The sequence below is a fragment of the Enterobacter asburiae genome, from assembly GCF_008080435.1.
GTDB lineage: Bacteria > Pseudomonadota > Gammaproteobacteria > Enterobacterales > Enterobacteriaceae > Enterobacter > Enterobacter asburiae_C.
In genome coordinates this window covers 564,242-586,203 of sequence record NZ_VRKN01000002.1, presented here as the reverse complement: position 1 = coordinate 586,203, position 21,962 = coordinate 564,242, and the positions used below count along the sequence as shown (strand labels likewise).

Annotated in this window: 21 protein-coding genes and 1 rRNA gene; 14 read left to right on the top strand and 8 right to left on the bottom strand. The window is 54.3% G+C overall.

Going from position 1 to position 21,962, the window contains the following annotated elements:
• Window positions 1-116 precede the first annotated feature (116 nt).
• Window positions 117-232: ribosomal RNA gene (rrf, locus tag FU672_RS05820) — 5S ribosomal RNA — on the top strand.
• 209 nt (window positions 233-441) lie between these two features.
• Window positions 442-1,737, top strand: coding sequence for an MFS transporter (locus FU672_RS05815; protein WP_148242487.1), 1,296 nt, complete (start codon window positions 442-444; stop codon window positions 1,735-1,737).
• Here FU672_RS05815 and FU672_RS05810 read toward each other — a convergent pair.
• The 5 genes from FU672_RS05810 to trxC form a co-directional block, all read right to left on the bottom strand.
• Window positions 1,734-2,057: a YfiM family lipoprotein gene (locus FU672_RS05810; RefSeq protein ID WP_024908611.1), complete on the bottom strand. Its 324-nt coding sequence runs from the start codon at window positions 2,055-2,057 to the stop codon at window positions 1,734-1,736. The genes FU672_RS05815 and FU672_RS05810 overlap by 4 nt on opposite strands.
• Window positions 2,058-2,102: 45 nt before the next feature.
• Window positions 2,103-3,458, bottom strand: a complete 1,356-nt coding sequence (gene pssA / locus FU672_RS05805) for a CDP-diacylglycerol--serine O-phosphatidyltransferase (protein ID WP_148242503.1) — start codon at window positions 3,456-3,458, stop codon at window positions 2,103-2,105.
• 110 nt (window positions 3,459-3,568) lie between these two features.
• The gene (locus tag FU672_RS05800; protein WP_148242486.1) at window positions 3,569-6,232 is read right to left on the bottom strand and encodes a bifunctional acetate--CoA ligase family protein/GNAT family N-acetyltransferase; all 2,664 of its coding nucleotides are present in this window, start codon (window positions 6,230-6,232) and stop codon (window positions 3,569-3,571) included.
• A 35-nt stretch (window positions 6,233-6,267) separates the two neighbouring features.
• Window positions 6,268-6,966 carry a tRNA-uridine aminocarboxypropyltransferase gene (locus FU672_RS05795; protein ID WP_148242485.1) on the bottom strand — a complete coding sequence of 233 codons (699 nt, stop codon included), beginning with the start codon at window positions 6,964-6,966 and terminating at the stop codon, window positions 6,268-6,270.
• A gap of 69 nt (window positions 6,967-7,035) precedes the next feature.
• The gene (gene trxC, locus FU672_RS05790) at window positions 7,036-7,455 is read right to left on the bottom strand and encodes a thioredoxin TrxC (RefSeq protein ID WP_023308858.1); all 420 of its coding nucleotides are present in this window, start codon (window positions 7,453-7,455) and stop codon (window positions 7,036-7,038) included.
• Between the two features lie 204 nt (window positions 7,456-7,659).
• Here trxC and FU672_RS05785 point away from each other — a divergent pair, with 204 nt between their 5' ends.
• On the top strand, window positions 7,660-8,790 hold the full coding sequence (locus tag FU672_RS05785; protein ID WP_148242484.1) for a tRNA/rRNA methyltransferase: 1,131 nt from the start codon (window positions 7,660-7,662) through the stop codon (window positions 8,788-8,790).
• 39 nt (window positions 8,791-8,829) lie between these two features.
• On the opposite strand, the gene ung is transcribed toward FU672_RS05785, so the two are convergent.
• On the bottom strand, window positions 8,830-9,519 hold the full coding sequence (ung, locus tag FU672_RS05780) for a uracil-DNA glycosylase (RefSeq protein WP_148242483.1): 690 nt from the start codon (window positions 9,517-9,519) through the stop codon (window positions 8,830-8,832).
• A 314-nt stretch (window positions 9,520-9,833) separates the two neighbouring features.
• Between ung and grcA the strand changes: the two genes are divergently transcribed.
• The gene (grcA, locus tag FU672_RS05775; protein WP_008502190.1) at window positions 9,834-10,217 is read left to right on the top strand and encodes an autonomous glycyl radical cofactor GrcA; all 384 of its coding nucleotides are present in this window, start codon (window positions 9,834-9,836) and stop codon (window positions 10,215-10,217) included.
• 49 nt (window positions 10,218-10,266) lie between these two features.
• Here the strand turns inward: grcA and srmB are convergent, their stop codons facing one another.
• A complete protein-coding gene (gene srmB / locus FU672_RS05770) occupies window positions 10,267-11,595 on the bottom strand; it encodes an ATP-dependent RNA helicase SrmB (RefSeq protein ID WP_148242482.1) in 1,329 nt (442 codons plus the stop codon).
• A gap of 132 nt (window positions 11,596-11,727) precedes the next feature.
• On the opposite strand from srmB, the gene trmN reads away from it, so the two are divergent.
• Window positions 11,728-12,465 carry a tRNA(1)(Val) (adenine(37)-N(6))-methyltransferase TrmN gene (gene trmN / locus FU672_RS05765; RefSeq protein ID WP_148242481.1) on the top strand — a complete coding sequence of 246 codons (738 nt, stop codon included), beginning with the start codon at window positions 11,728-11,730 and terminating at the stop codon, window positions 12,463-12,465.
• Here trmN and nadB read toward each other — a convergent pair.
• Complete coding sequence (gene nadB, locus FU672_RS05760; RefSeq protein WP_148242480.1) at window positions 12,450-14,069, bottom strand: L-aspartate oxidase; 1,620 nt, start codon at window positions 14,067-14,069, stop codon at window positions 12,450-12,452. The genes trmN and nadB overlap by 16 nt on opposite strands.
• A 344-nt stretch (window positions 14,070-14,413) precedes the next feature.
• Here nadB and rseD point away from each other — a divergent pair, with 344 nt between their 5' ends.
• The 9 genes from rseD to era all read left to right on the top strand — a co-directional run bounded on the left by rseD (window position 14,414) and on the right by era (window position 21,957).
• On the top strand, window positions 14,414-14,497 hold the full coding sequence (rseD, locus tag FU672_RS25445; protein ID WP_256068369.1) for a rpoE leader peptide RseD: 84 nt from the start codon (window positions 14,414-14,416) through the stop codon (window positions 14,495-14,497).
• Window positions 14,494-15,069, top strand: coding sequence for an RNA polymerase sigma factor RpoE (gene rpoE / locus FU672_RS05750; RefSeq protein ID WP_006176728.1), 576 nt, complete (start codon window positions 14,494-14,496; stop codon window positions 15,067-15,069). The genes rseD and rpoE overlap by 4 nt, the downstream gene beginning before the upstream one ends.
• A gap of 31 nt (window positions 15,070-15,100) precedes the next feature.
• Entirely contained in the window at window positions 15,101-15,751 is a 651-nt protein-coding gene (gene rseA / locus FU672_RS05745; RefSeq protein ID WP_008502186.1) for an anti-sigma-E factor RseA, read from the top strand.
• Window positions 15,751-16,704 carry a sigma-E factor regulatory protein RseB gene (gene rseB / locus FU672_RS05740; protein ID WP_121425087.1) on the top strand — a complete coding sequence of 318 codons (954 nt, stop codon included), beginning with the start codon at window positions 15,751-15,753 and terminating at the stop codon, window positions 16,702-16,704. Before rseA ends, rseB begins: the two co-directional genes overlap by 1 nt.
• Complete coding sequence (gene rseC, locus FU672_RS05735) at window positions 16,701-17,177, top strand: SoxR-reducing system protein RseC (protein ID WP_148242479.1); 477 nt, start codon at window positions 16,701-16,703, stop codon at window positions 17,175-17,177. The genes rseB and rseC overlap by 4 nt, the downstream gene beginning before the upstream one ends.
• A 185-nt stretch (window positions 17,178-17,362) precedes the next feature.
• Entirely contained in the window at window positions 17,363-19,162 is a 1,800-nt protein-coding gene (gene lepA, locus FU672_RS05730) for a translation elongation factor 4 (protein WP_148242478.1), read from the top strand.
• A gap of 15 nt (window positions 19,163-19,177) precedes the next feature.
• Window positions 19,178-20,152 (top strand): signal peptidase I, encoded by a 975-nt coding sequence (lepB, locus tag FU672_RS05725; protein WP_023308848.1) that lies wholly within the window; start codon window positions 19,178-19,180, stop codon window positions 20,150-20,152.
• A 222-nt stretch (window positions 20,153-20,374) separates the two neighbouring features.
• Window positions 20,375-21,055 carry a ribonuclease III gene (rnc, locus tag FU672_RS05720; protein ID WP_003860711.1) on the top strand — a complete coding sequence of 227 codons (681 nt, stop codon included), beginning with the start codon at window positions 20,375-20,377 and terminating at the stop codon, window positions 21,053-21,055.
• Window positions 21,052-21,957 carry a GTPase Era gene (era, locus tag FU672_RS05715; protein WP_042715851.1) on the top strand — a complete coding sequence of 302 codons (906 nt, stop codon included), beginning with the start codon at window positions 21,052-21,054 and terminating at the stop codon, window positions 21,955-21,957. The genes rnc and era overlap by 4 nt, the downstream gene beginning before the upstream one ends.
• Window positions 21,958-21,962: the final 5 nt, after the last annotated feature.

The following is a 21,962-nucleotide window of genomic DNA, read 5'->3' as shown; positions in this document are numbered from 1 at the left end:
TGCGTTGAGCTAACCGATACTAATGAACCGTGAGGCTTAACCTTACAACGCCGAAGATGTTTTGGCGAAGAGACGACGCATTCAAATTTCAGCCTGATACAGATTAACAGAATTTGCCTGGCGGCTTTAGCGCGGTGGTCCCACCTGACCCCATGCCGAACTCAGAAGTGAAACGCCGTAGCGCCGATGGTAGTGTGGGGTCTCCCCATGTGAGAGTAGGGAACTGCCAGGCATCAATCAGAAGAACCCCGTACCGTAAGGTGCGGGGTTTTTTACTTTGTGCTTTCCCTCTCTGGCCTTTCTCTTAATCCCTTATTCTGCTAATGGAATGTGTGATCTCTGTCTCAATGTTATTTATAACAAAATTATAACATTTCATTTACGAGGTAATTGAGTCTCCTGGCTCAATACGCCGCTGTTTATGGCAGGAGCATAATCACAATGACAGAAAGCATTACATCAAACGGGACGCTGGTTAACAGTGATACCCGAAGAAGGGTATGGGCAATCGTCAGCGCCTCTTCAGGGAATCTGGTTGAATGGTTCGACTTTTACGTCTACTCATTCTGTTCACTCTACTTCGCACATATTTTTTTCCCATCCGGCAACACCACAACGCAGCTACTACAAACGGCGGGGGTTTTTGCCGCAGGATTTTTAATGCGACCCATCGGGGGCTGGTTGTTCGGCCGCATTGCGGATCGTCGCGGTCGTAAGGCTTCTATGCTGATCTCGGTGTGTATGATGTGCTTTGGCTCTCTGGTGATCGCCTGTTTACCGGGATATGAATCGATTGGCACCTGGGCACCGGCGCTACTTTTACTGGCCCGCTTATTTCAGGGATTATCGGTGGGCGGTGAGTACGGTACCAGTGCGACCTACATGAGTGAGATTGCACTGGAAGGCCGTAAAGGCTTTTACGCCTCATTCCAGTACGTCACGTTGATTGGTGGTCAACTACTGGCCATTCTTGTGGTGGTGATCCTGCAGCAGATTCTGACGGATGAACAACTTCATGCCTGGGGATGGCGAATTCCTTTCGCGATGGGTGCTGTACTGGCAGTTGTCGCGCTTTGGCTACGCCGTCAGTTAGATGAAACCTCTCAGAAGGAAGTCAGAACGCTGAAGGAGGCGGGAACATTCAAAGGGTTATGGCGTAACCGCAAAGCTTTCCTTATGGTGCTCGGCTTCACTGCGGGTGGCTCTCTTAGCTTCTACACGTTCACCACCTATATGCAAAAGTATCTGGTGAACACCACCGGCATGCACGCAAACGTCGCCAGCGTAGTCATGACCGTGGCGCTGTTTGTCTTTATGCTCATACAACCCATTATCGGTGCGCTCTCGGATAAAATCGGTCGACGCACGTCGATGTTGATTTTTGGCGGACTGTCGGCGTTATGTACCGTACCCATTCTCTCTGCCCTTCAGCATGTGACTTCGCCGTATGCCGCGTTTGCGCTGGTGATGCTGGCGATGGTGATTGTCAGTTTCTATACCTCTATCAGCGGGATACTGAAAGCTGAAATGTTCCCGGCGCAGGTACGTGCTTTAGGGGTAGGGCTCTCTTATGCGCTAGCTAATGCGCTATTTGGTGGGTCGGCGGAGTACGTTGCGTTGTCGCTTAAATCATGGGGAAGTGAAACGTCATTCTTCTGGTACGTAACGATAATGGGCGCACTGGCCTTTGTTGTTTCCCTGATGCTGCATCGCAAAGGAAAAGGCATTCGACTTTAATAGCGCGCCATCTGCCACACGGCATAGCCGGTCGTTGCGCCGGCGACATCCCAGGCGAAATCTTTCCAGCTCCAGCCGCTCCCTGCGGGGCGGCTATCCCACAGTTCTTTGGATGCCCCAAGACCGACCGAGAACATCAACCCTATCGCTGCGCTACGATCCCGACTGTATCCCTGATGCTGCGCATATTCATTACCGGCTGCGGACAACATAGCGGAAGCGAGGAAATGCTGTGCTTTATCCTGTCCGGACCAGTTATCGTTGGCCATATGGCTACAGCCACTCAGAAAGAAGACGCTCAGTAACAGAGGAATACGCATCAACGGGCCCCATAAAAAAGCCCTGCGGGTGGCAGGGCCTGGACATTACAGAATACGGCTGATAAGCCGGTCGATACGAATACGACGTAAGCGGCGGATAAGCTTGCGGACTTTCACCGGATAATCGGCAATGCTCTGCAGTTCGCGGTAATGATTAACCACAGTGGTATGTGTACGAATCAGCTCCAGCTCACGTTCACGTTTTGCGGCTAATTCATGCTGCGGGTCATGGATCAGGATAGCGTTTTCCAGATCCAGTCGCCACGCGCGTGGGTTCAGGTTGTTACCGGTCAGCAGCATCCACTCATCGTCGACCCACATTCCTTTCAGATGGTATGTGTTGTCTTCATCTTTCCAAAGACGCACAACCAGCTGGTCAGTGTTTACGTAATACTGTAAACGGCTCAGGAAACGGCGCAGGTTAATCTCATAGAGGTAAGGCAGCGCACCGATGATTTTGAACGGCTGATCTTCAGGAATGAAAAAGTCGTTTGCGGTTTTATCACCAACGATGATTTCCACTTTTTTACCGTCGCGCAGCAGCTGAATGATATTACGCACCAGCACCGCAGGAAGGTTGAAGTACGGCGTACAGATAGTGAGTTTCTGCTCCGCGCACGGCATCAGATGGAAGATCGTTTTGTTCAGCAGGCTTGATTTGCCGAGCCCTACCAGCGGGGTAACGGATAACTCTTCGTTGTTCGCATCGCCCTGGAAATGATAGACCGCATCACGCAGCTCCTGGCGGAAGGCGCGAACATCGTTTTTGATTTCCGGGCTTTTAGGACGCTCAGGATCGTCAAGGCGATTAACACCGCGTCCATGGACCAGATTTTTATCAACCCAGTTGAACATGATATCGGCCATCTGCGGATTACGGATCAGATGGTAGCGGTCGTAGCGATATTTATCGAGCTGATGAAGGTAAACATCATTCAGACTTGCGCCGCTGTAAAGCACGCTGTCATCAATGATGAACCCCTTGAAATGAAGAACGCCGAGCGCTTCACGGGTATTAACCGGGACGCCATAAACAGGCACATCAACGCCAGGATTTTCCTGCGCTGTGCGGCAATACCAGTCAGCATTGGTGTTTGACGCGACAGCGCCAATGCGGCCACGCTGAGCGCGATGCCAGTCTACCAGCACGCGAACATCAAGTTCCGGGCGCTGACGTTTGGCTTCATAGAGCGCGTTCAGGATCGCGCGCCCGCCTTCATCCTGTTCAAGATACAGCGCCACAATACAAATGCGTCGCGTGGCGCTGGCAATCTTTTCCAGAAGCGTCTCCCGAAAATGAGCGGGAGCATAAAAGAACTCTACATCATCAACTGACTGAGAAATCTTCGGTAGTTGAGCAAGGTGTTGTTGATGTTTATTACGCTTAAATTTTGACAACATCACAGTGCGTTTCTTCTCTGTTCATTGAAGGGTTGTCTGTACCATGCAAACAACATAAGCGGACAATGATACCACCAGTCCCGTCCAAAGTGGGTAACATTTCCAGTAGCTTACTCGCGTTTGTCTGCTGATGTCAGACTAAGGGACAAGGCCACAATACCTTCGTCCAACTGAATATCAACGTCGAACCCAAGTTTTCGCGCCAGGGTCACCATACCGCGATTGTTAGGCATAGTAATGCCATTGAGGCGTAACAATCCGTGATCTCGCGTATAACTGATGAGTTTTTCCAGCAGCCGTCTTCCGAGACCCAGGCCTTTAAGATCGGAGCGCACCAGCACCGCAAACTCCGCATCGACGTTATCCGGGTCAGAAATTGCACGCGTGACGCCGAGGATCTCATCCCCCTTATCGGAGCGACGAACGGCAACAAACGCCATTTCTCGATCGTAGTCGATCTGGGTCATATTGGCTAAATCATCGTGGGTAAATTCATTGATTTCGCTAAAATAGCGATAATAAAGATCCTCTTTCGTGACCTGAGAGATAAAGGCCCGCAGCTGGGGCTCATCTTCCGGCAGAATAGGGCGGAACAAGGCGCGTTCACCATTCTTCATCTCAACCCACTCCTCCAGCTGCAGGGGATACGGGCGGATCGCCAGACGGCTCTCTCTGTCTCCTTCGAATGGCGCGATATCCAGGGTCACGTCCAGCGCCGTAAACTCATTGCCAGAGGCGAGCAGCGGATGAATGTCCAGCCGCTGGATCTCAGCACAATCCACAATCAGGTTAGACACCTGCACCAGGAACTGACTTAACCCGGCAATATCAAGCGGACGCAGCGCACTCCGGCCACGGATCTTTTTACTTTTAATCGCCTGGATGATCAGATAACGCGCCAGGTTCATGTTCAGCGGCGGTAAAGCGACCACCGCCTGCTCCTCCGGACGCCACTCAACGCCACCTTCCCCCAGCATGATGAGCGGGCCGAAGACGGGATCGTGTTCAACCACCACCCGTAATTCCTGAGCACCTGCACGGTTAGCCATGCTTTGCACCAGCAATCCGTGGATCCTTGCCTGCGGCCAGGCCATTTTGACCCGGTCGAAGATGGCATCGGCTGCCTGCTGCACCTCAGTTGCCGTACGCAGGTATAACATGACCCCCTGAACATCAGACTTATGCGGGATATCCGGGGAACGCAGTTTCAGGGCAACCGGATAGCCAATTTGCTCGGCAATATGCACGGCCTCAGCGCTGTCGCTGGCGATCCAGGTCGGCAGGGTTTGCATCCCGTAGCTGCCCAGAATGGGCTGGACTTCATGCGTATCAAGCGACGTCGCACCTTCTTCAATGGCCTGCTGCAACAGCCGGTGAACGTCGACGGTGTTGGCCGTCAGATTACCCGGTAAAGCTGGCGTCTCACGCAGCTGTTTCTGGTTGCGGCGATATTCCACCATATGCATAAACGCGGTGATGGTGCCTTCCGGCGTGCGGTAGGTTGGTAGCCCGGCTTCGCTGAACAAGCGCCGCGCCTCCTGAGAAGAAAATTCACCGCACCAGTTGGTGAGCAGGGTGACATATTTGCCTCGTGGATGGCTGCGCACGGCATCAATGAGTGCGCGCGCACTTTCACTGCCCGGCGCGACTGCGCTGGGGGAGTGGATAATCATCAGCGCATCGAAATCCTGGCTATCCAGCAAAATGGAGATCGCCCTGATATAGCGGTCGCTGCTGGCGTCATCGCGCAAATCAAGCGGATTGCCGGGCGTCACGCTGGTCGGAAGCGCTTCTTTCAGGTGCTGCAACGTCTCTTCACTCAGCGTTGCCAGCTTGCCGAAGCGCCGCCACAGCTCATCCAGCGCGAGCGCGGCAGGGGCTGCACCGTTACTGACAATCATTAACTTCTCGCCGCGCAACGGGCGCATATGGCTTAACGTCTCAACGGCGGAAAAAAGCTCGTGCGTATCCTGTACCCGCAGCAACCCCGCGCGCTGGATGGCGGCGTCCCAGGCGGGATCCATACCGGAATGCGAATGCAGCAGACGCTGCGCCGCAGGGCTTCGCCCGCTTTTGATCACCAGGATCGGCTTATTGCGCGAAGCGCTTCGAGAAGCCGAGACAAAACGACGCGCGTCGCTGAGGTGCTCAAGATAAAGCAGAATCGCACTGGTTTTGCTGTCACGTGCCAGAAAATCCAGTAGCTCATCAACATCGATATCCAGGCTGTCGCCCAGGGCAATGAAGTAGGAGAATCCCATTTCACGCTGCTGGGCCCAGTCGAGGATGGTGTTCGATACCGCAGCCGACTGCGAGATAAACGCGAGTTTGCCTTTGCGGATCGGAACCGGGGAAAAACTGGCATTCAGCCCCTGCCAGGGGGCGAGCAGTCCCAGACTGTTTGGCCCAAGAATGCGCATTTGATAGCGGCTGGCGCAGGCCATAAGCTCGGCTTTCTGTTCAGGCGGAGATGAGAGAATAATGCAGGTTTTACATCCCTTCTTGCCGAGTGATTCCAGCAGTTCCGGGTTACGCTTCGCGTTTGTACAGAGTACGGCAAGATCCGGCACGAAAGGCAGGCTTTGTACATCAGGCCAGGCAAGCACCCCCTGAACGGCCTTATAAGCCGGCGTGACGGGCATGACGGGGCCATTAAATCCCCCGGCCAGCAGGTTGCGCATCATCAGATAGCCAGCACGATCCGGTTTCATTGATGCGCCGATGACGGCAATGGATTTAGGACGAAGTAGCGCTTCTAACCCTCGCTGGCTCATGCAGGCCTCCTGTGAATGCAAGCGACCTGATGATTTTAAACGCTTTCTGGCTCAAGTGCTGTGACGCTGCCCTTATGAACGGTTTTTCCCGCCAGATAGCGCTCCCGGAAGCATGAAAAATGGTTGCCCAGGGCGCCAGCCGCAGCGGTATCTCCCGCTAAATCCAGAAGTGCAATGGCCACTTCGGCGGTGCAGTATTGCCCGTCAGCATGCGCTTCACGCAGGCGGTAGGCGGAGACGCGGGAAAGATCGACAGAAATCACCGGCAGCGCGTCGAGATACGGGCTTTTGCGAAACATTTTTCGCGCTTCGGTCCAGGTGCCGTCCAGCATAATAAACAGCGGTGGTTTACCAGATGGCGGCACCGAAAGCACCTGGCGATCCACACCTGCATATGACGCGGGGAAAACGACCATCGGCTGATAGTCCTGGCTTGCCACTAAATCGAGCAGGGCCTGAGGCGGCTCCGTACGGGACCACTGAAACGCGGTCGTATCCGGCAGAATATCGGCGATAAGACGCCCCGTATTGCTGGGTTTCATCGGCTCGGTATCGAACATGACCAGACAAAAACGGCTCTCCGCCGTACTCGGAGCCATCGTCTCGCACAGACAAACCTTCAGCGGCAGCAGGCAGCGCTGACAGCGGCGAATACGGTTGCCTCGGGCGAGGAACGGTCGGGTGGCGCGCGCAAGGCGCTCGGCGCGTAATTTAAGAACAGCGTTATCAGTCATGGGCGAAATGCAGGAAAAACACTATTTTCGCAGAGGCGGGAGCGGGGCACAAGATGTGCCCCGTGAATGTTACAGCGACTCGTTTAACCAGCTTTCAAAAGGCGCTTTTGGCACCGCACCGTTGAGCATATCGATCACTTCGCCATTTTTGAAAATCATAATGGTCGGGATGCTGCGAATACGAAAACGTGCGCTCAGTTCGGGTTCGGCTTCGGTATTGACCTTAACGAACCGCATTTTTCCGCTGCGCTCTTCGGCCACATCTTCGAAGATCGGCGCGAAGCTACGGCATGGGCCGCACCATGGCGCCCAGAAATCGATCACGACAGGAAGATCGTCCTTGAGGAGTTTGTCCAGCGTAGCACCCGTCGCGTTAATGACATCGCCATCAAATAATTCATGGCCACAACGTCCGCATTTCGCACCATCTTCCATCCGATCGTCCGGAATGCGATTAAGAGCCTGACAGTTGGCACATACGGTATTCATAACTAACCTCTGATAGAGCCGTGGGACAGCGGCAGAACGCCGATAATGTTTCTAATATGTTACATATTATCAATGAGCCTGTTTGAAACAACAATGCGTTTTATTCAATGAGAACAATAGTCACAGGCTTTTGTACGAAATTATGGCTATGCGCTGGCACATCGGGTAATCTGCGCGCTTCGCGCAGCGCTGGTGGAGAAAAGCATGAACGACGAAATGAAAAACAAAAGCGGCAAGGTCAAAGTGATGTATGTCCGCAGTGATGATGACTCTGATAAACGCACCCAAAATCCGCGTACCGGAAAAGGTGGCGGGCGTCCGGCGTCTTCTCGTGCAGACGGTGGCCGTCGCCCCGCCCGCGATGACAAAAATACCCGCGGTGATGACCGCAAACGTGACGATCGCAAACGCGATGACCGTCCGCGTTCCGACCGCCCACGCAGTGACCGTCCACGCGACGATCGTCCGCGTGATGACTTCTCACGCGATAACGCCTCCCCGTGGCGCACCGTTTCTCGCGCCCCTGGCGATGAGATGCCGGAAAAAGCCGATCACGGCGGTATCAGCGGTAAAAGCTTTATCGACCCGGAAGTGCTGCGCCGTCAGCGTGCGGAAGAGACCCGCGTGTATGGCGAGAACGCCTGCCAGGCGCTGTTCCAGAGCCGTCCTGAGTGTATCGTCCGCGCCTGGTTTATCCAGAGCGTGACTCCGCGCTTCAAAGAAGCGCTGCGCTGGATGGCCGCGAACCGTAAAGCTTACCACGTGGTGGATGATGCCGAGCTGACCAAAGCCTCCGGTACTGAACACCACGGCGGCGTCTGCTTCCTGATCAAAAAACGTAACGGCACGACCGTGCAGCAGTGGGTCAGCCAGGCTGATGCTGATGACTGCGTGCTGGCGCTTGAAGATGTGGGCAACCCGCACAACCTGGGCGCAATGATGCGCAGCTGCGCGCACTTTGGCGTGAAAGGCGTGCTGTTGCAGGATGCCGCGCTGCTGGAATCCGGCGCCGCGATCCGTACTGCGGAAGGCGGAGCCGAGCACGTACAGCCGATCACCGGCGACAGCGTTCTGGATGCCCTTGAGCAGTTCCGTAAAGCGGGCTACGCCATCGTGACCACCTCGAGCCATGCGGGTACGCCGCTGTTTAAAGCGACGCTGCCGCGTAAAATGGTGCTGGTGTTAGGCCAGGAACGTGATGGTCTGTCTGATGCGGCGCTCTCCAGTGCGGATCTGAGCGTCTCTATCGACGGAACAGGCAATGTGGAAAGTCTGAACGTATCCGTTGCGACCGGCGTACTGCTGGCCGAGTGGTGGCGTCAGAACAAGGCATAAGCCTCTTATGTGCCGGGCCTGACCCGGCACATTCAAACCCTACTCGCTCTCTGCCGGTAACACAGGCATCCAGTCAATTGGCGTTTCGCCACGTTTTTCCAGCCATTCATTCGCCAGAACAAAATGATTACTGCCAAAGAAACCGCGATGCGCAGACAGCGGTGACGGGTGCGGTGCTTTCAACACGTGATGACGCTGACGATCGATAATCGCCCCCTTCTTCTGCGCGTGAGAACCCCAGAGTAAAAACACGACCCCTTCACGATGCTCATTGATAAGGCTGATGACTTTATCGGTAAAGGTCTCCCACCCAAGGCTGGCGTGCGAGTGCGCCTGGCCCGCCCGTACGGTAAGCACCGTATTCAGTAACAGCACGCCCTGGCGCGCCCAGCTTTCCAGGTAGCCGTGGTTTGGCCGGGTAAAACCGGGCACGGTTCCCTCAAGCTCTTTATACATGTTGAGCAGAGAAGGGGGGATCGCCACACCCGGACGAACGGAAAACGCCAGTCCATGCGCCTGTCCAGGGCCGTGATAGGGATCCTGGCCCAGAATGACCACTTTCACATCGCTCAGTTCGGTGTAGCGAAAGGCGTTGAACACATCTTTCTGCGGCGGGTAAATCGTCTGTCCGGACTGACGCTCAGCGGCAACAGTGCTGAGCGTATTGATAAAATAAGGCTGCTGCTTTTCTTCTGCCAGCACGTCATGCCAGGTTAAAAGTGTTGTCATCTCGCTCTCCTGCGAATCTCAATCTGTGACTAGCTTACCTGTTTAACCCCGGTGAGCAAAATTACACGCTGAAATGTGCGCTAAGTAGCTAAATTTATTTTGAAAAAATACAGGGCAAGTTGAATTGGTAAGGTTGTGAAATTGATCTAAAACAATAAATTCAAACCACACTCTTTATGTGGTTGGTGTTTTTGTTGATTTAAATCAATAAATCACCGAGGTGTGAATGATATATATACACACAAGAAACAATGGTTTTACCAATTGGCCGCGAGAGGCCGACATCAGTTAATGTAGCCTAAGGGAGGCAATACATGATTACAGGTATCCAGATTACTAAAGCTGCAAATGACGATCTGCTCAATTCTTTCTGGCTGCTGGACAGCGAGAAAAACGAAGCACGCTGTGTCGTCGCGAAAGCGGGTTTTGCTGAAGATGAAATCGTGCCGGTGAGCAAACTGGGCGAAATCGAGTACCGTGAAATTCCAATGGAAGTGAAACCGGAAGTGCGCGTCGAAGGTGGTCAGCACCTGAACGTAAACGTACTGCGCCGCGAAACGCTGATGGACGCGGTTGAGCACCCAGAAAAATATCCACAGCTGACCATCCGCGTGTCCGGCTATGCGGTTCGCTTTAACTCACTGACCCCAGAACAGCAGCGCGACGTTATCGCCCGTACCTTTACTGAAAGCCTGTAACGGCTTCAGCAGGGGGGCATAAAAAAGCCGGGGATTTCCCCGGCTTTTTTTACTCTTCAGTTTTCGTCTCTGGTGCGGCAGAGCTTGGCTTACGGCGCTTACCAATATTTTTGGTATCGCGGTGGCGCTGCTTCACGCGCGGTTTCTCTTTTTCTTTCTCTTTTCTCTCAGCACGTTTCGCGAGCGCTTTCTTGGACGGTTTACCCGTCATCCTTTCACTCGGCGCGCGCGTGGTCGGGCGGAGTTCATCAATAACGCGCGCTTTCAGCGGCTCATCAACATAGCGGCCAATTTTCTGCAGCAGCAGGTAGTCATGCGCTTCGACCAGTGAAATCGCAATCCCTTTGCGGCCTGCGCGGCCGGTACGGCCAATACGGTGCAGGTAGGTATCTCCGCTGCGCGGCATATCGAAGTTAATGACGTGGCTGACGTCCGGGATGTCGATCCCACGAGCGGCAACGTCAGTCGCAACCAGCACGTTAACGCGGCCTTCGGTCAGGCGCTTGATGCCTTCGGTACGCTTGATCTGCGCCATCTCGCCTTCAAGATAGCAGTTGTTGATCCCGGCGTTACGCAGCATTTCAGCCAGTTCGTGCACGCGCTCGCGCTTACGCACAAACACGATTGTGCGCAAAGCATCTTCCTGCTTCAGCAGGTGTTTCAGCAATTCGACCTTGTGCTCGAGGTTGTCCGCGCGGTAGTACCACTGGTGGATCTTCTTACGCTCACGGGTGGACGGCGTCGCCGAGACTTCCACCGGATCTTCCAGCAGACGCTCTGCGAAGTCTTTGATCGCTTCCCCTTCGAGGGTGGCAGAGAACAGCATCGTCTGGTTACGCCAGCGCGTTTCCCCGGCAATGTGCTCGATATCCTGTGCGAAGCCCATGTCCAGCATGCGGTCGGCTTCGTCGAGGATCAGCGTTTCAACCGCGCGGCAGTCGAAGTTCTCTTCTTTAATGTACTGCAGCAGGCGGCCCGTCGTCGCAACGACGATGTCCTGGTTTTCGCTGAACACTTCGGCGTGGTTCATATACGCAACGCCGCCGGTGATGGTGGCGATATCCAGATGAGTATTTGCCGCGAGTTCACGCGCGTGATCGGCAACCTGCATTGCCAGTTCGCGCGTAGGCGTCAGGATTAAAATACGCGGCGGGCCAGATTTTTTACGTGGAAAATCGAGCAGATGCTGCAACACAGGCAGCAAATAGGCTGCTGTCTTCCCCGTGCCGGTTGGCGCAGAACCGAGCACATCGCGGCCCTCAAGCGCAGGCGGAATGGCCGCTGCCTGAATGGCGGTCGGGCGTGTAAAGCCTTTGCTCTCAAGTGCATTGAGCAGGCTTTCATCGAGTTCAAGTTCGGAAAAAGTCGTTACAGTCATGTTCTACCTCTGTGTGGGGCGCTGATTATAGACGTTACGGCTGTAATCTTCATCTGTTTGTATGGATATCGCTTTTCGGCCACTTCGCTTTCCCCTATGCTACTCCAGTTTCACTTAGAAGGTTGCCCTGACATGTCTCAACTCAAAGCGCAGCTGCGCCGCGATGGTTTTACGTTTAAACAATTTTTTGTTGCCCACGATCGCTGTGCCATGAAAGTCGGTACAGACGGTATTTTACTGGGAGCGTGGGCGCCTGTCGCAGGTGTTAAGCGTATTCTTGATATCGGTACCGGCAGCGGGCTGGTGGCGTTGATGCTGGCGCAGCGTACGGAAGAACATGTCACCATTGATGCCGTCGAACTGGATGCGCAGGCCGCAGAGCAGGCGAGTGACAATATGGCCGAATCTCCGTGGGCAGACCGAATGAAAGTGGAATGCGCAGATGTGCTGGCCTGGGCGCCTGAACAAACCGCGCGTTACGATCTGATCGTCAGCAATCCTCCCTACTACGAGCCCGGCGTTGAGTGCGGGACACCCGAGCGTGAACAGGCGCGTTATACCGGCTCCCTCGATCATAAAGCGCTGCTCACCAGTGCGGCAGAACTTATCTCCGAAGAGGGTTTTTTCTGTGTGGTCCTGCCTGAGAATACGGGCAACACGTTCATCGGTATCGCGCAGGAGATCGGCTGGACGTTACGTCTGCGTACCGATATTTCGGATACGGAAGGACGACTGCCGCACCGTGTGCTGCTGGCACTCTCGCCAAAAGAGGGTGAATGCTTTAATGACCGAATGGTGATCCGTGGGCCAGACCAGCGTTATTCCGAAGATTACACTGCCCTGACCCAGGCGTTTTATCTGTTTATGTAAACCTGCGGGGCGAGTATCGACGGGCCGGACTCAGCAAGCTGATCCGGGTAGTCCAGAGTATAGTGCAACCCGCGGCTCTCTTTACGCATCATCGCGCAGCGAACAATCAGCTCGGCCACCTGCACCAGATTGCGCAGCTCCAGCAGATTATTGGACACGCGGAAATTGGCATAATACTCATCAATTTCCTGCTGCAGCATGGTGATGCGGCGCAAGGCGCGTTCCAGGCGTTTCGTGGTGCGCACAATCCCTACGTAATCCCACATAAACAGCCGTAGCTCGTGCCAGTTGTGCTGGATCACGACCAGCTCGTCCGGGTTATCCACGCGGCTTTCGTCCCAGGCAGGCAGGCGCTCGGTTTCGCGGGCGTAAGGCATGCGCTTCGTGATGTCTTCCGCTGCAGACCAGCCGTACACCAGGCATTCAAGCAGCGAGTTAGAGGCCATACGGTTCGCACCGTGAAGTCCGGTATAGCTGACCTCACCGATAGCATACAGACCGTCCACATCGGTACGTCCATGATCGTCAACCATTACGCCACCGCAGGTATAGTGTGCCGCAGGCACAATGGGCACCGGATCGCGCGTTAAATCAATGCCAAGATTGAGCAGCTTCTCGTAAATCATCGGGAAATGCTGGCGAATGAACTCTGCTGGCTTATGGCTGATATCGAGATACATACAGTCCACGCCAAGACGTTTCATTTCATGATCGATGGCACGGGCAACGATATCGCGCGGCGCCAGTTCGCCCCGGGCGTCAAAGTCCGGCATAAAGCGGGAGCCATCAGGGCGTTTCAGATAAGCGCCTTCACCGCGCAGGGCTTCCGTCAGCAGGAAGTTGCGCGCCTGAGGGTGGAACAGGGCCGTTGGGTGAAACTGATTAAACTCGAGGTTCGCCACCCGGCAGCCGGCGCGCCAGGCCATCGCGATACCGTCTCCGGAGGCAATGTCAGGGTTAGTGGTGTACTGATACACCTTGGAGGCGCCGCCCGTAGCCAGCACCACAGCCTTCGCCTGGCAGGTTTCCACCTTCTCTTTATTACGGTTCCAGACCCAGGCACCGACCACGCGACGCGTGCCGGGCAGGCCAATCTTGTCGGAGATAATCAGGTCAACGGCATTACTTCGCTCAAGAACCCGAATATTAGGATGGCTCAGCGCTTTACTGACCAGCGTGGTTTCTACTTCTTTGCCGGTGGCATCTGCCGCGTGCAGGATACGGCGGTGGCTATGGCCGCCTTCGCGAGTCAGGTGGTAGCTCTCTTCACCGTTGGGTTGAACCTGAGTATCGAATAAGACGCCCTGGTCGATGAGCCACTGAACGCAATGACGGGCATTGCTGGCGACAAACTCTGCGGCGTGCGCATCCACGATCCCGGCCCCGGCAATCAGCGTATCGTCGACGTGGGATGCAATGCTGTCTGTCTCATCAAACACGGCGGCAATGCCACCCTGGGCATAAAACGTGGAACCTTCACTTATCGGTCCTTTACTCAGAACGATAACGTTTTGATGCTCGGCCAGGCGCAGCGCCAGAGAGAGACCGGCAGCGCCGCTGCCGATGATCAGTACATCACAATGGAGTTCAGGTGTTGTGTTCATGATTGTTGTTTAATTTACTAAACAGTGTCAGGTCAGAATAGCACTCGAATGCGATATATCGCACGTATTTTTTTAGTGGATGTTGCAATGGCTAAACGCGTAAGCGGAGGTAAACGGAGGGTAAATGAGTGAAATTATTTTGCGAAGCAGATCGTTAGCGTCAGATTTTGTGGTGAAATAAAGCCTGTGTTGCGTTACTCTTCTGGCGGGAAAAAGATGTTTCTTGTCAGAAAGTGGTGCGTATCGTGAACAGACTTATAATGAGAGAAAATGAACAGTCTGCGGCGCGATGAACAAAAACAAAGGCGTTACGGAACTTATTGAAGATCAGACACTCTAATTCGGTGCTTGCTCAAAGTACGGTATTTTTAGAGTGGCGTTTCGATAACGCGTGGAATTTAGGTTTGGGGAGACATTACCTCGGATGAGCGAGCAGTTAACGGACCAGGTCCTGGTTGAACGGGTCCAGAAGGGAGATCAGAAAGCCTTTAACCTACTGGTGGTGCGCTACCAGCATAAGGTGGCGAGCCTGGTTTCCCGCTATGTACCGTCAGGCGATGTGCCTGATGTGGTGCAAGAGTCTTTTATTAAGGCCTATCGCGCGCTGGATTCTTTCCGGGGAGATAGTGCTTTTTATACCTGGCTGTACCGTATTGCCGTCAATACGGCAAAGAATTATCTGGTCGCTCAGGGCCGTCGTCCGCCTTCAAGTGATGTGGACGCAATCGACGCCGAAAACTTCGAAAGTGGCGGCGCATTGAAAGAAATTTCGAACCCTGAGAACTTAATGTTGTCAGAAGAACTGAGACAAATCGTTTTTCGCACGATCGAGTCGCTCCCGGAAGATTTACGCATGGCAATTACGTTACGGGAGTTGGATGGTCTGAGCTATGAAGAGATAGCCGCTATCATGGATTGTCCGGTCGGCACGGTACGTTCACGAATTTTCCGTGCGCGAGAAGCTATTGATAATAAAGTTCAACCGCTTATCAGGCGTTGACGATAGCGGGATACTGGAAAAGGTATTAGGCATGCAGAAAGAAAAACTTTCCGCTTTAATGGATGGTGAAACGGTGGATAGTGAGCTGCTCAACGAGCTGTCTCATTCACCCGAAATGCAAGAGACCTGGGAGAGTTACCATCTCATCCGTGACACCCTTCGCGGTGACACCGGCGAGGTTCTCCATTTCGATATCTCAGCCCGCGTCATGGCGGCGATTGAGAATGAGCCTGTTCATCAGACCACTCCGCTGATTCCTGAAGCTCAACCCGCGCCTCACCAGTGGCAGAAAATGCCGTTCTGGCAAAAGGTGCGTCCGTGGGCCAGCCAGCTTACTCAAATGGGTGTGGCTGCATGCGTATCGCTTGCAGTTATTGTTGGCGTCCAGCACTATAATACTCAGTCTGAAACTAATCAGCAGCCAGAAGCGCCAGTGTTTAACACACTGCCGATGATGGGCAAAGCCAGCCCGGTAAGCCTGGGCGTACCGGCTGATGCCTCCGCCAGCGGCGGTCAGCAACAGCAGGTTCAGGAGCAGCGCCGTCGCATTAATGCGATGTTGCAGGATTACGAGTTGCAGCGTCGTCTGCACTCTGAACAGCTTCAGTTTGAGCAGGCCCAGACACAGCAAGCTGCTGTGCAGGTGCCCGGAAACCAAACTTTAGGAACGCAATCGCAGTAATGAAGCAACTTTGGTTCGCCATGTCTCTGATGGCGGGTAGCCTGTTCTTCTCTGCCAACGCCTCGGCTGATGTTTCATCCGGGGCGTTGTTGCAGCAAATGAATCTGGCCAGCCAGTCACTCAATTACGAGTTGGCATTTATCAGCATCAATAAGCAGGGCGTCGAGTCGTTACGCTATCGTCATGCCCGTCTTGATAACCAGCCGCTCGCCCAGCTTTTACAGATGGATGGCCCGCGTCGGGAAGTTGTCCAGCGTGGTAACGAAATTAGCTATTTTGAGCCAGGCCTGGAGCCTTTCACGCTGAATGGCGACTATATCGTTGATTCTCTGCCGTCACTCATTTACACCGACTTCAAACGGCTTGCCCCTTACTACGATTTTATTTCGGTAGGGCGTACCCGTATCGCGGACAGACTGTGCGAGGTGATTCGCGTGGTCGCCCGGGACGGAACGCGCTACAGCTATATCGTCTGGATTGACGCCGAAACCAAACTCCCCATGCGTGTTGACCTCCTCGACCGTGACGGTGAAACGCTGGAACAGTTCCGGGTTATCTCCTTCAGCGTGAACAATCAGGTTGGTAACAGCATGCAGAATCTGGCTAAGGCCAGCCTGCCGCCGCTGCTTTCTGTTCCTGCCGGGGATTCCGTTAAGTTCAACTGGGTACCTGCCTGGATCCCGCAAGGGTTTAGCGAAGTGTCCAGCAGCCGTCGTCAGCTGCCAACGATTGAAACGCCGGTGGAATCGCGCCTCTATTCCGATGGCTTGTTCAGCTTCTCGGTGAATATCAATCGCGCGACGGCAAACAGCGCCGAACAAATGCTGCGTACCGGACGCCGTACGGTGAGTACAACGGTACGCGATAACGCAGAGATTACCATTGTGGGTGAACTCCCTCCGCAAACGGCGAAGCGCATCTCCGACAGCATTAAATTCAGGGCCGCACAATGATCAAAGAGTGGGCGACGGTTGTCTCGTGGCAGAACGGCATTGCGCTGGTGAGCTGTGATGTAAAAGCTTCATGCAATAGCTGTGCATCCCGCGCGGGCTGCGGCAGCCGCGTGCTGAATAAGCTCGGGCCGCAAACATCGCACACGATTTCTGTGCCAAGTGAACAGCCGCTAATGGCGGGGCAGAAGGTAGAGCTGGGCATCGCGGAAGGCAGTCTGCTCAGTTCCGCCATGCTGGTGTATCTCTCTCCGCTGGTCGGGCTGTTTATTATGGGCGGCCTGTTTCAGATGCTGTTTGGTACCGATGTGGCCGCCATGTGCGGTGCCGCATTGGGTGGCGTCGGCGGATTCTGGCTTGCCAAAGCTCTCTCTCCGACGCTTGCCGCACGCGAGGAGTGGCAGCCTGTCATTCTCAGCGTTGGGCTGGCGCCAGACCAGCTTCGTGTTGAAACTCTCTCTTCTGAGGCCTGGTGATCCATCGGGCTTTATCATTTTTTACACCCTAAAACAGAAAACGTCCTTTCTTCACGCTATACCTGTCTCTAAGTGCATTTCCAGGTAGCGAGGATGTAGTGTAGAATGCTGCGTTTTCGCACTGAAAAACGTCAGGCTAAGAACAGCGGCCTCCAGGAATTCGTAAGGCATAATTATTTAACTATATGAAGAACATACGTAACTTTTCGATCATTGCTCACATTGACCACGGTAAGTCGACGCTGTCTGACCGTATTATCCAGATTTGCGGTGGCCTGTCTGATCGTGAAATGGAAGCCCAGGTTCTGGACTCCATGGACCTGGAACGCGAACGCGGTATCACCATTAAAGCGCAGAGCGTTACGCTTGATTACAAAGCGGCTGATGGTGAAACCTATCAACTGAACTTTATCGACACCCCAGGCCACGTTGACTTCTCCTATGAGGTTTCACGCTCGCTCGCGGCCTGTGAAGGCGCGCTGCTGGTGGTGGATGCCGGGCAGGGCGTTGAAGCCCAGACCCTGGCAAACTGCTACACTGCGATGGAAATGGATCTCGAAGTTGTGCCGGTTCTGAACAAGATCGACCTGCCAGCCGCCGATCCTGAGCGCGTAGCGGAAGAGATTGAAGATATTGTCGGCATTGATGCGACCGATGCCGTGCGCTGCTCCGCGAAAACCGGTGTGGGCGTGACCGACGTGCTGGAACGTCTGGTACGTGATATTCCGGCCCCGGTAGGCGATCCGGATGGCCCACTGCAGGCGCTGATTATCGACTCCTGGTTCGATAACTACCTGGGCGTTGTCTCACTGGTGCGTATTAAAAACGGCACCATGCGTAAGGGCGACAAAATCAAAGTAATGAGTACCGGACAGGTCTACAACGCCGACCGTCTGGGCATCTTCACGCCAAAACAGGTTGACCGTACCGAGCTGACATGCGGCGAGGTTGGCTGGCTGGTCTGCGCCATTAAAGACATCCTCGGCGCGCCGGTGGGCGATACCCTGACCGGAGCGCGTAACCCGGCAGATAAAGCGCTGCCAGGCTTTAAAAAGGTGAAACCGCAGGTTTACGCGGGTCTGTTCCCGGTCAGCTCTGACGACTACGAAAACTTCCGTGATGCGCTCGGTAAACTGAGTCTGAACGATGCTTCCCTGTTCTACGAACCAGAAAGCTCAACGGCGCTGGGCTTCGGCTTCCGCTGTGGCTTCCTCGGTCTGCTGCACATGGAGATCATTCAGGAGCGTCTGGAACGCGAATACGATCTGGATCTGATCACCACGGCACCGACCGTAGTCTATGAAGTTGAAACCACCTCGAAAGAAGTGATCTACGTCGATAGCCCGTCCAAGCTGCCACCCCTGAATAACATCCAGGAGTTGCGCGAGCCTATCGCAGAGTGTCACATGCTGCTGCCGCAGGAATTCCTGGGTAACGTCATTACGCTCTGTATTGAGAAGCGTGGCGTGCAGACCAACATGGTTTACCACGGTAACCAGGTGGCGCTGACCTATGAGATCCCGATGGCGGAAGTGGTACTCGACTTCTTCGACCGTCTGAAGTCTACCTCCCGTGGCTATGCGTCACTGGATTACAACTTCAAACGCTTCCAGGCCTCCAACATGGTGCGTGTGGACGTGCTGATCAACGGCGAGCGTGTGGATGCGCTGGCGCTGATCACCCACAACGACAATGCGCCATACCGTGGTCGTGAGCTGGTTGAGAAGATGAAAGAGCTGATCCCGCGTCAGCAGTTCGATATCGCGATTCAGGCGGCCATTGGCAACCACATTATCGCGCGTTCAACCGTGAAACAGCTGCGTAAAAACGTTCTGGCCAAGTGCTATGGCGGTGACGTCAGCCGTAAGAAAAAGCTGCTGCAGAAGCAGAAAGAAGGTAAGAAGCGTATGAAGCAGGTCGGTAACGTCGAGCTGCCGCAGGAAGCATTCCTTGCCATCCTTCATGTTGGTAAAGACGGCAAATAACCCTAAGGAGTTGGCATGGCGAACATGTTTGCCCTGATCCTGGTCATTGCTACCCTGGTGACAGGCTTGTTGTGGTGTCTGGATAAGTTTATCTTCGCCCCAAAACGTCGTGAACGTCAGGCTGCCGCACAGGCAGCCACTGGCGATGGGATTGATGCGAAAACCCTGAAGAAAGTCGGCCCGAAACCGGGCTGGCTGGAAACGGGCGCCTCGGTATTTCCGGTGCTGGCGATTGTGCTGGTGGTACGTTCGTTTATTTACGAGCCGTTCCAAATCCCATCAGGTTCAATGATGCCAACGCTGCTGATTGGTGATTTTATTCTGGTAGAGAAGTTTGCCTACGGCATTAAAGATCCTATCTACCAGAAAACGCTGATCGAAACCGGTCATCCGAAACGTGGCGACATCGTGGTGTTCAAATATCCGGAAGATCCTCGCCTGGACTACATCAAGCGCGCAGTAGGTCTGCCGGGTGATAAAGTGACTTACGATCCGGTTGCGAAAGAAGTCACCGTTCAGCCGGGCTGCAGTTCCGGTACCGCGTGTGAAAACGCGCTGCCAATCACCTACTCAAACGTTGAGCCAAGTGATTTTGTGCAGACCTTTGCCCGTCGTAACGGTGGCGAAGCGACCAGCGGATTCTTCCAGGTACCGAAAGGTGAAACCAAAGAGGACGGTATCCGTCTGGTTGAGCGCAAAGAGACGCTGGGCGATGTGACGCACCGGATCCTCACCGTGCCAATCGCGCAGGATCAGCTGGGTATGTACTATCGCCAGCCGGGCCAGCAGCTGGCGAGCTGGATTGTACCGCCAGGACATTACTTCATGATGGGTGACAACCGCGATAACTCAGCGGACAGCCGTTACTGGGGCTTTGTGCCGGAAGCGAATCTGGTCGGTAAAGCCACCGCCATCTGGATGAGTTTTGAGAAGCAGGAAGGCGAATGGCCGACCGGTGTACGCCTGAATCGTATCGGCGGAATCCATTAATTCTCAATAAATGAACGCGTAGCCGCTTTAATTAGCGGCTACGTGAATTATTTCCACGATAAATCTCTTCGGACTAACGACATCCCCCGTCGTTGTGTATAGAATATTCCCCCGAAGTTTAAGGTTGGCCCTGCAAGGGTGCCACGGCACACGAAACCGCGTTGGTTTTCTCAGGTCGGTTTCGTGTGCTGCATTTTTGACGCATTCATTTACTGGTATCGCATGAACCCCATCGTAATTAATCGGCTTCAACGGAAGCTGGGCTACACTTTTCATCATCAGGAGTTGTTGCAACAGGCATTAACCCACCGCAGTGCCAGCAGCAAACATAATGAGCGTCTCGAGTTTTTAGGCGACTCTATTTTAAGTTTCGTGATTGCGAATGCGCTTTATCATCGTTTCCCGCGTGTGGATGAAGGGGATATGAGCCGCATGCGTGCCACGCTGGTTCGGGGTAATACCCTTGCGGAAATCGCGCGCGAATTTGAGCTGGGCGAATGTCTGCGTCTTGGGCCGGGTGAACTGAAAAGCGGCGGTTTCCGTCGTGAATCTATTCTTGCCGATACGGTCGAAGCATTAATTGGTGGTGTGTTCCTGGACAGCGATATCCAGACCGTAGAAAAGTTGATCCTTAACTGGTATCAGACCCGTCTGGACGAAATCAGCCCAGGCGATAAACAAAAAGATCCGAAAACGCGTCTGCAGGAATATTTGCAGGGTCGTCATCTGCCGCTGCCGTCTTATCTGGTGGTGCAGGTTCGTGGCGAAGCGCACGATCAGGAATTTACCATCCATTGCCAGGTCAGTGGCCTGAGTGAACCGGTGGTGGGCACAGGTTCGAGCCGTCGTAAGGCTGAACAGGCTGCCGCCGAACAGGCGTTAAAAATGCTGGAGCTGGAATGAGCATCGACAAAACCTATTGCGGATTTATTGCCATCGTCGGACGTCCGAACGTTGGCAAATCCACCCTGCTGAATAATCTGCTCGGGCAGAAGATTTCTATCACCTCGCGTAAGGCGCAGACCACGCGTCACCGCATCGTCGGCATCCATACTGAAGGCGCGTATCAGGCGATCTACGTCGATACCCCAGGCCTGCACATGGAAGAGAAGCGCGCCATCAACCGTCTGATGAACAAGGCTGCGAGCAGCTCGATTGGCGACGTAGAGCTGGTGATTTTCGTTGTGGAAGGCACCCGCTGGACGCCGGACGACGAGATGGTGCTGAACAAGCTGCGTGACGGCAAAACGCCGGTCATCCTCGCGGTCAACAAAGTTGATAACGTGCAGGAAAAGGCCGACCTGCTGCCGCATCTGCAGTGGCTCGGTAGCCAGATGAACTTCCTCGACATCGTTCCGCTGTCTGCTGAGACTGGCCTGAATGTGGATACCATCGCGGGCATCGTGCGTAAGCATCTGCCGGAAGCGATTCATCACTTCCCGGAAGACTACATCACCGATCGCTCTCAGCGCTTTATGGCGTCTGAAATCATCCGTGAAAAGCTGATGCGTTTCCTGGGCGCAGAACTGCCGTACTCTGTGACGGTAGAGATCGAGCGTTTCCAGACCAACGAGCGTGGCGGTTATGACATCAACGGCCTGATCCTCGTTGAGCGAGAGGGGCAGAAGAAGATGGTGATCGGCAACAAAGGGGCCAAGATCAAAACCATCGGTATCGAAGCCCGTAAGGACATGATGGAGATGTTCGAAGCGCCGGTTCACCTCGAACTGTGGGTGAAAGTGAAATCTGGCTGGGCCGATGATGAGCGTGCTCTGCGCAGCCTCGGTTACGGCGAAGACCAGTAACTTAA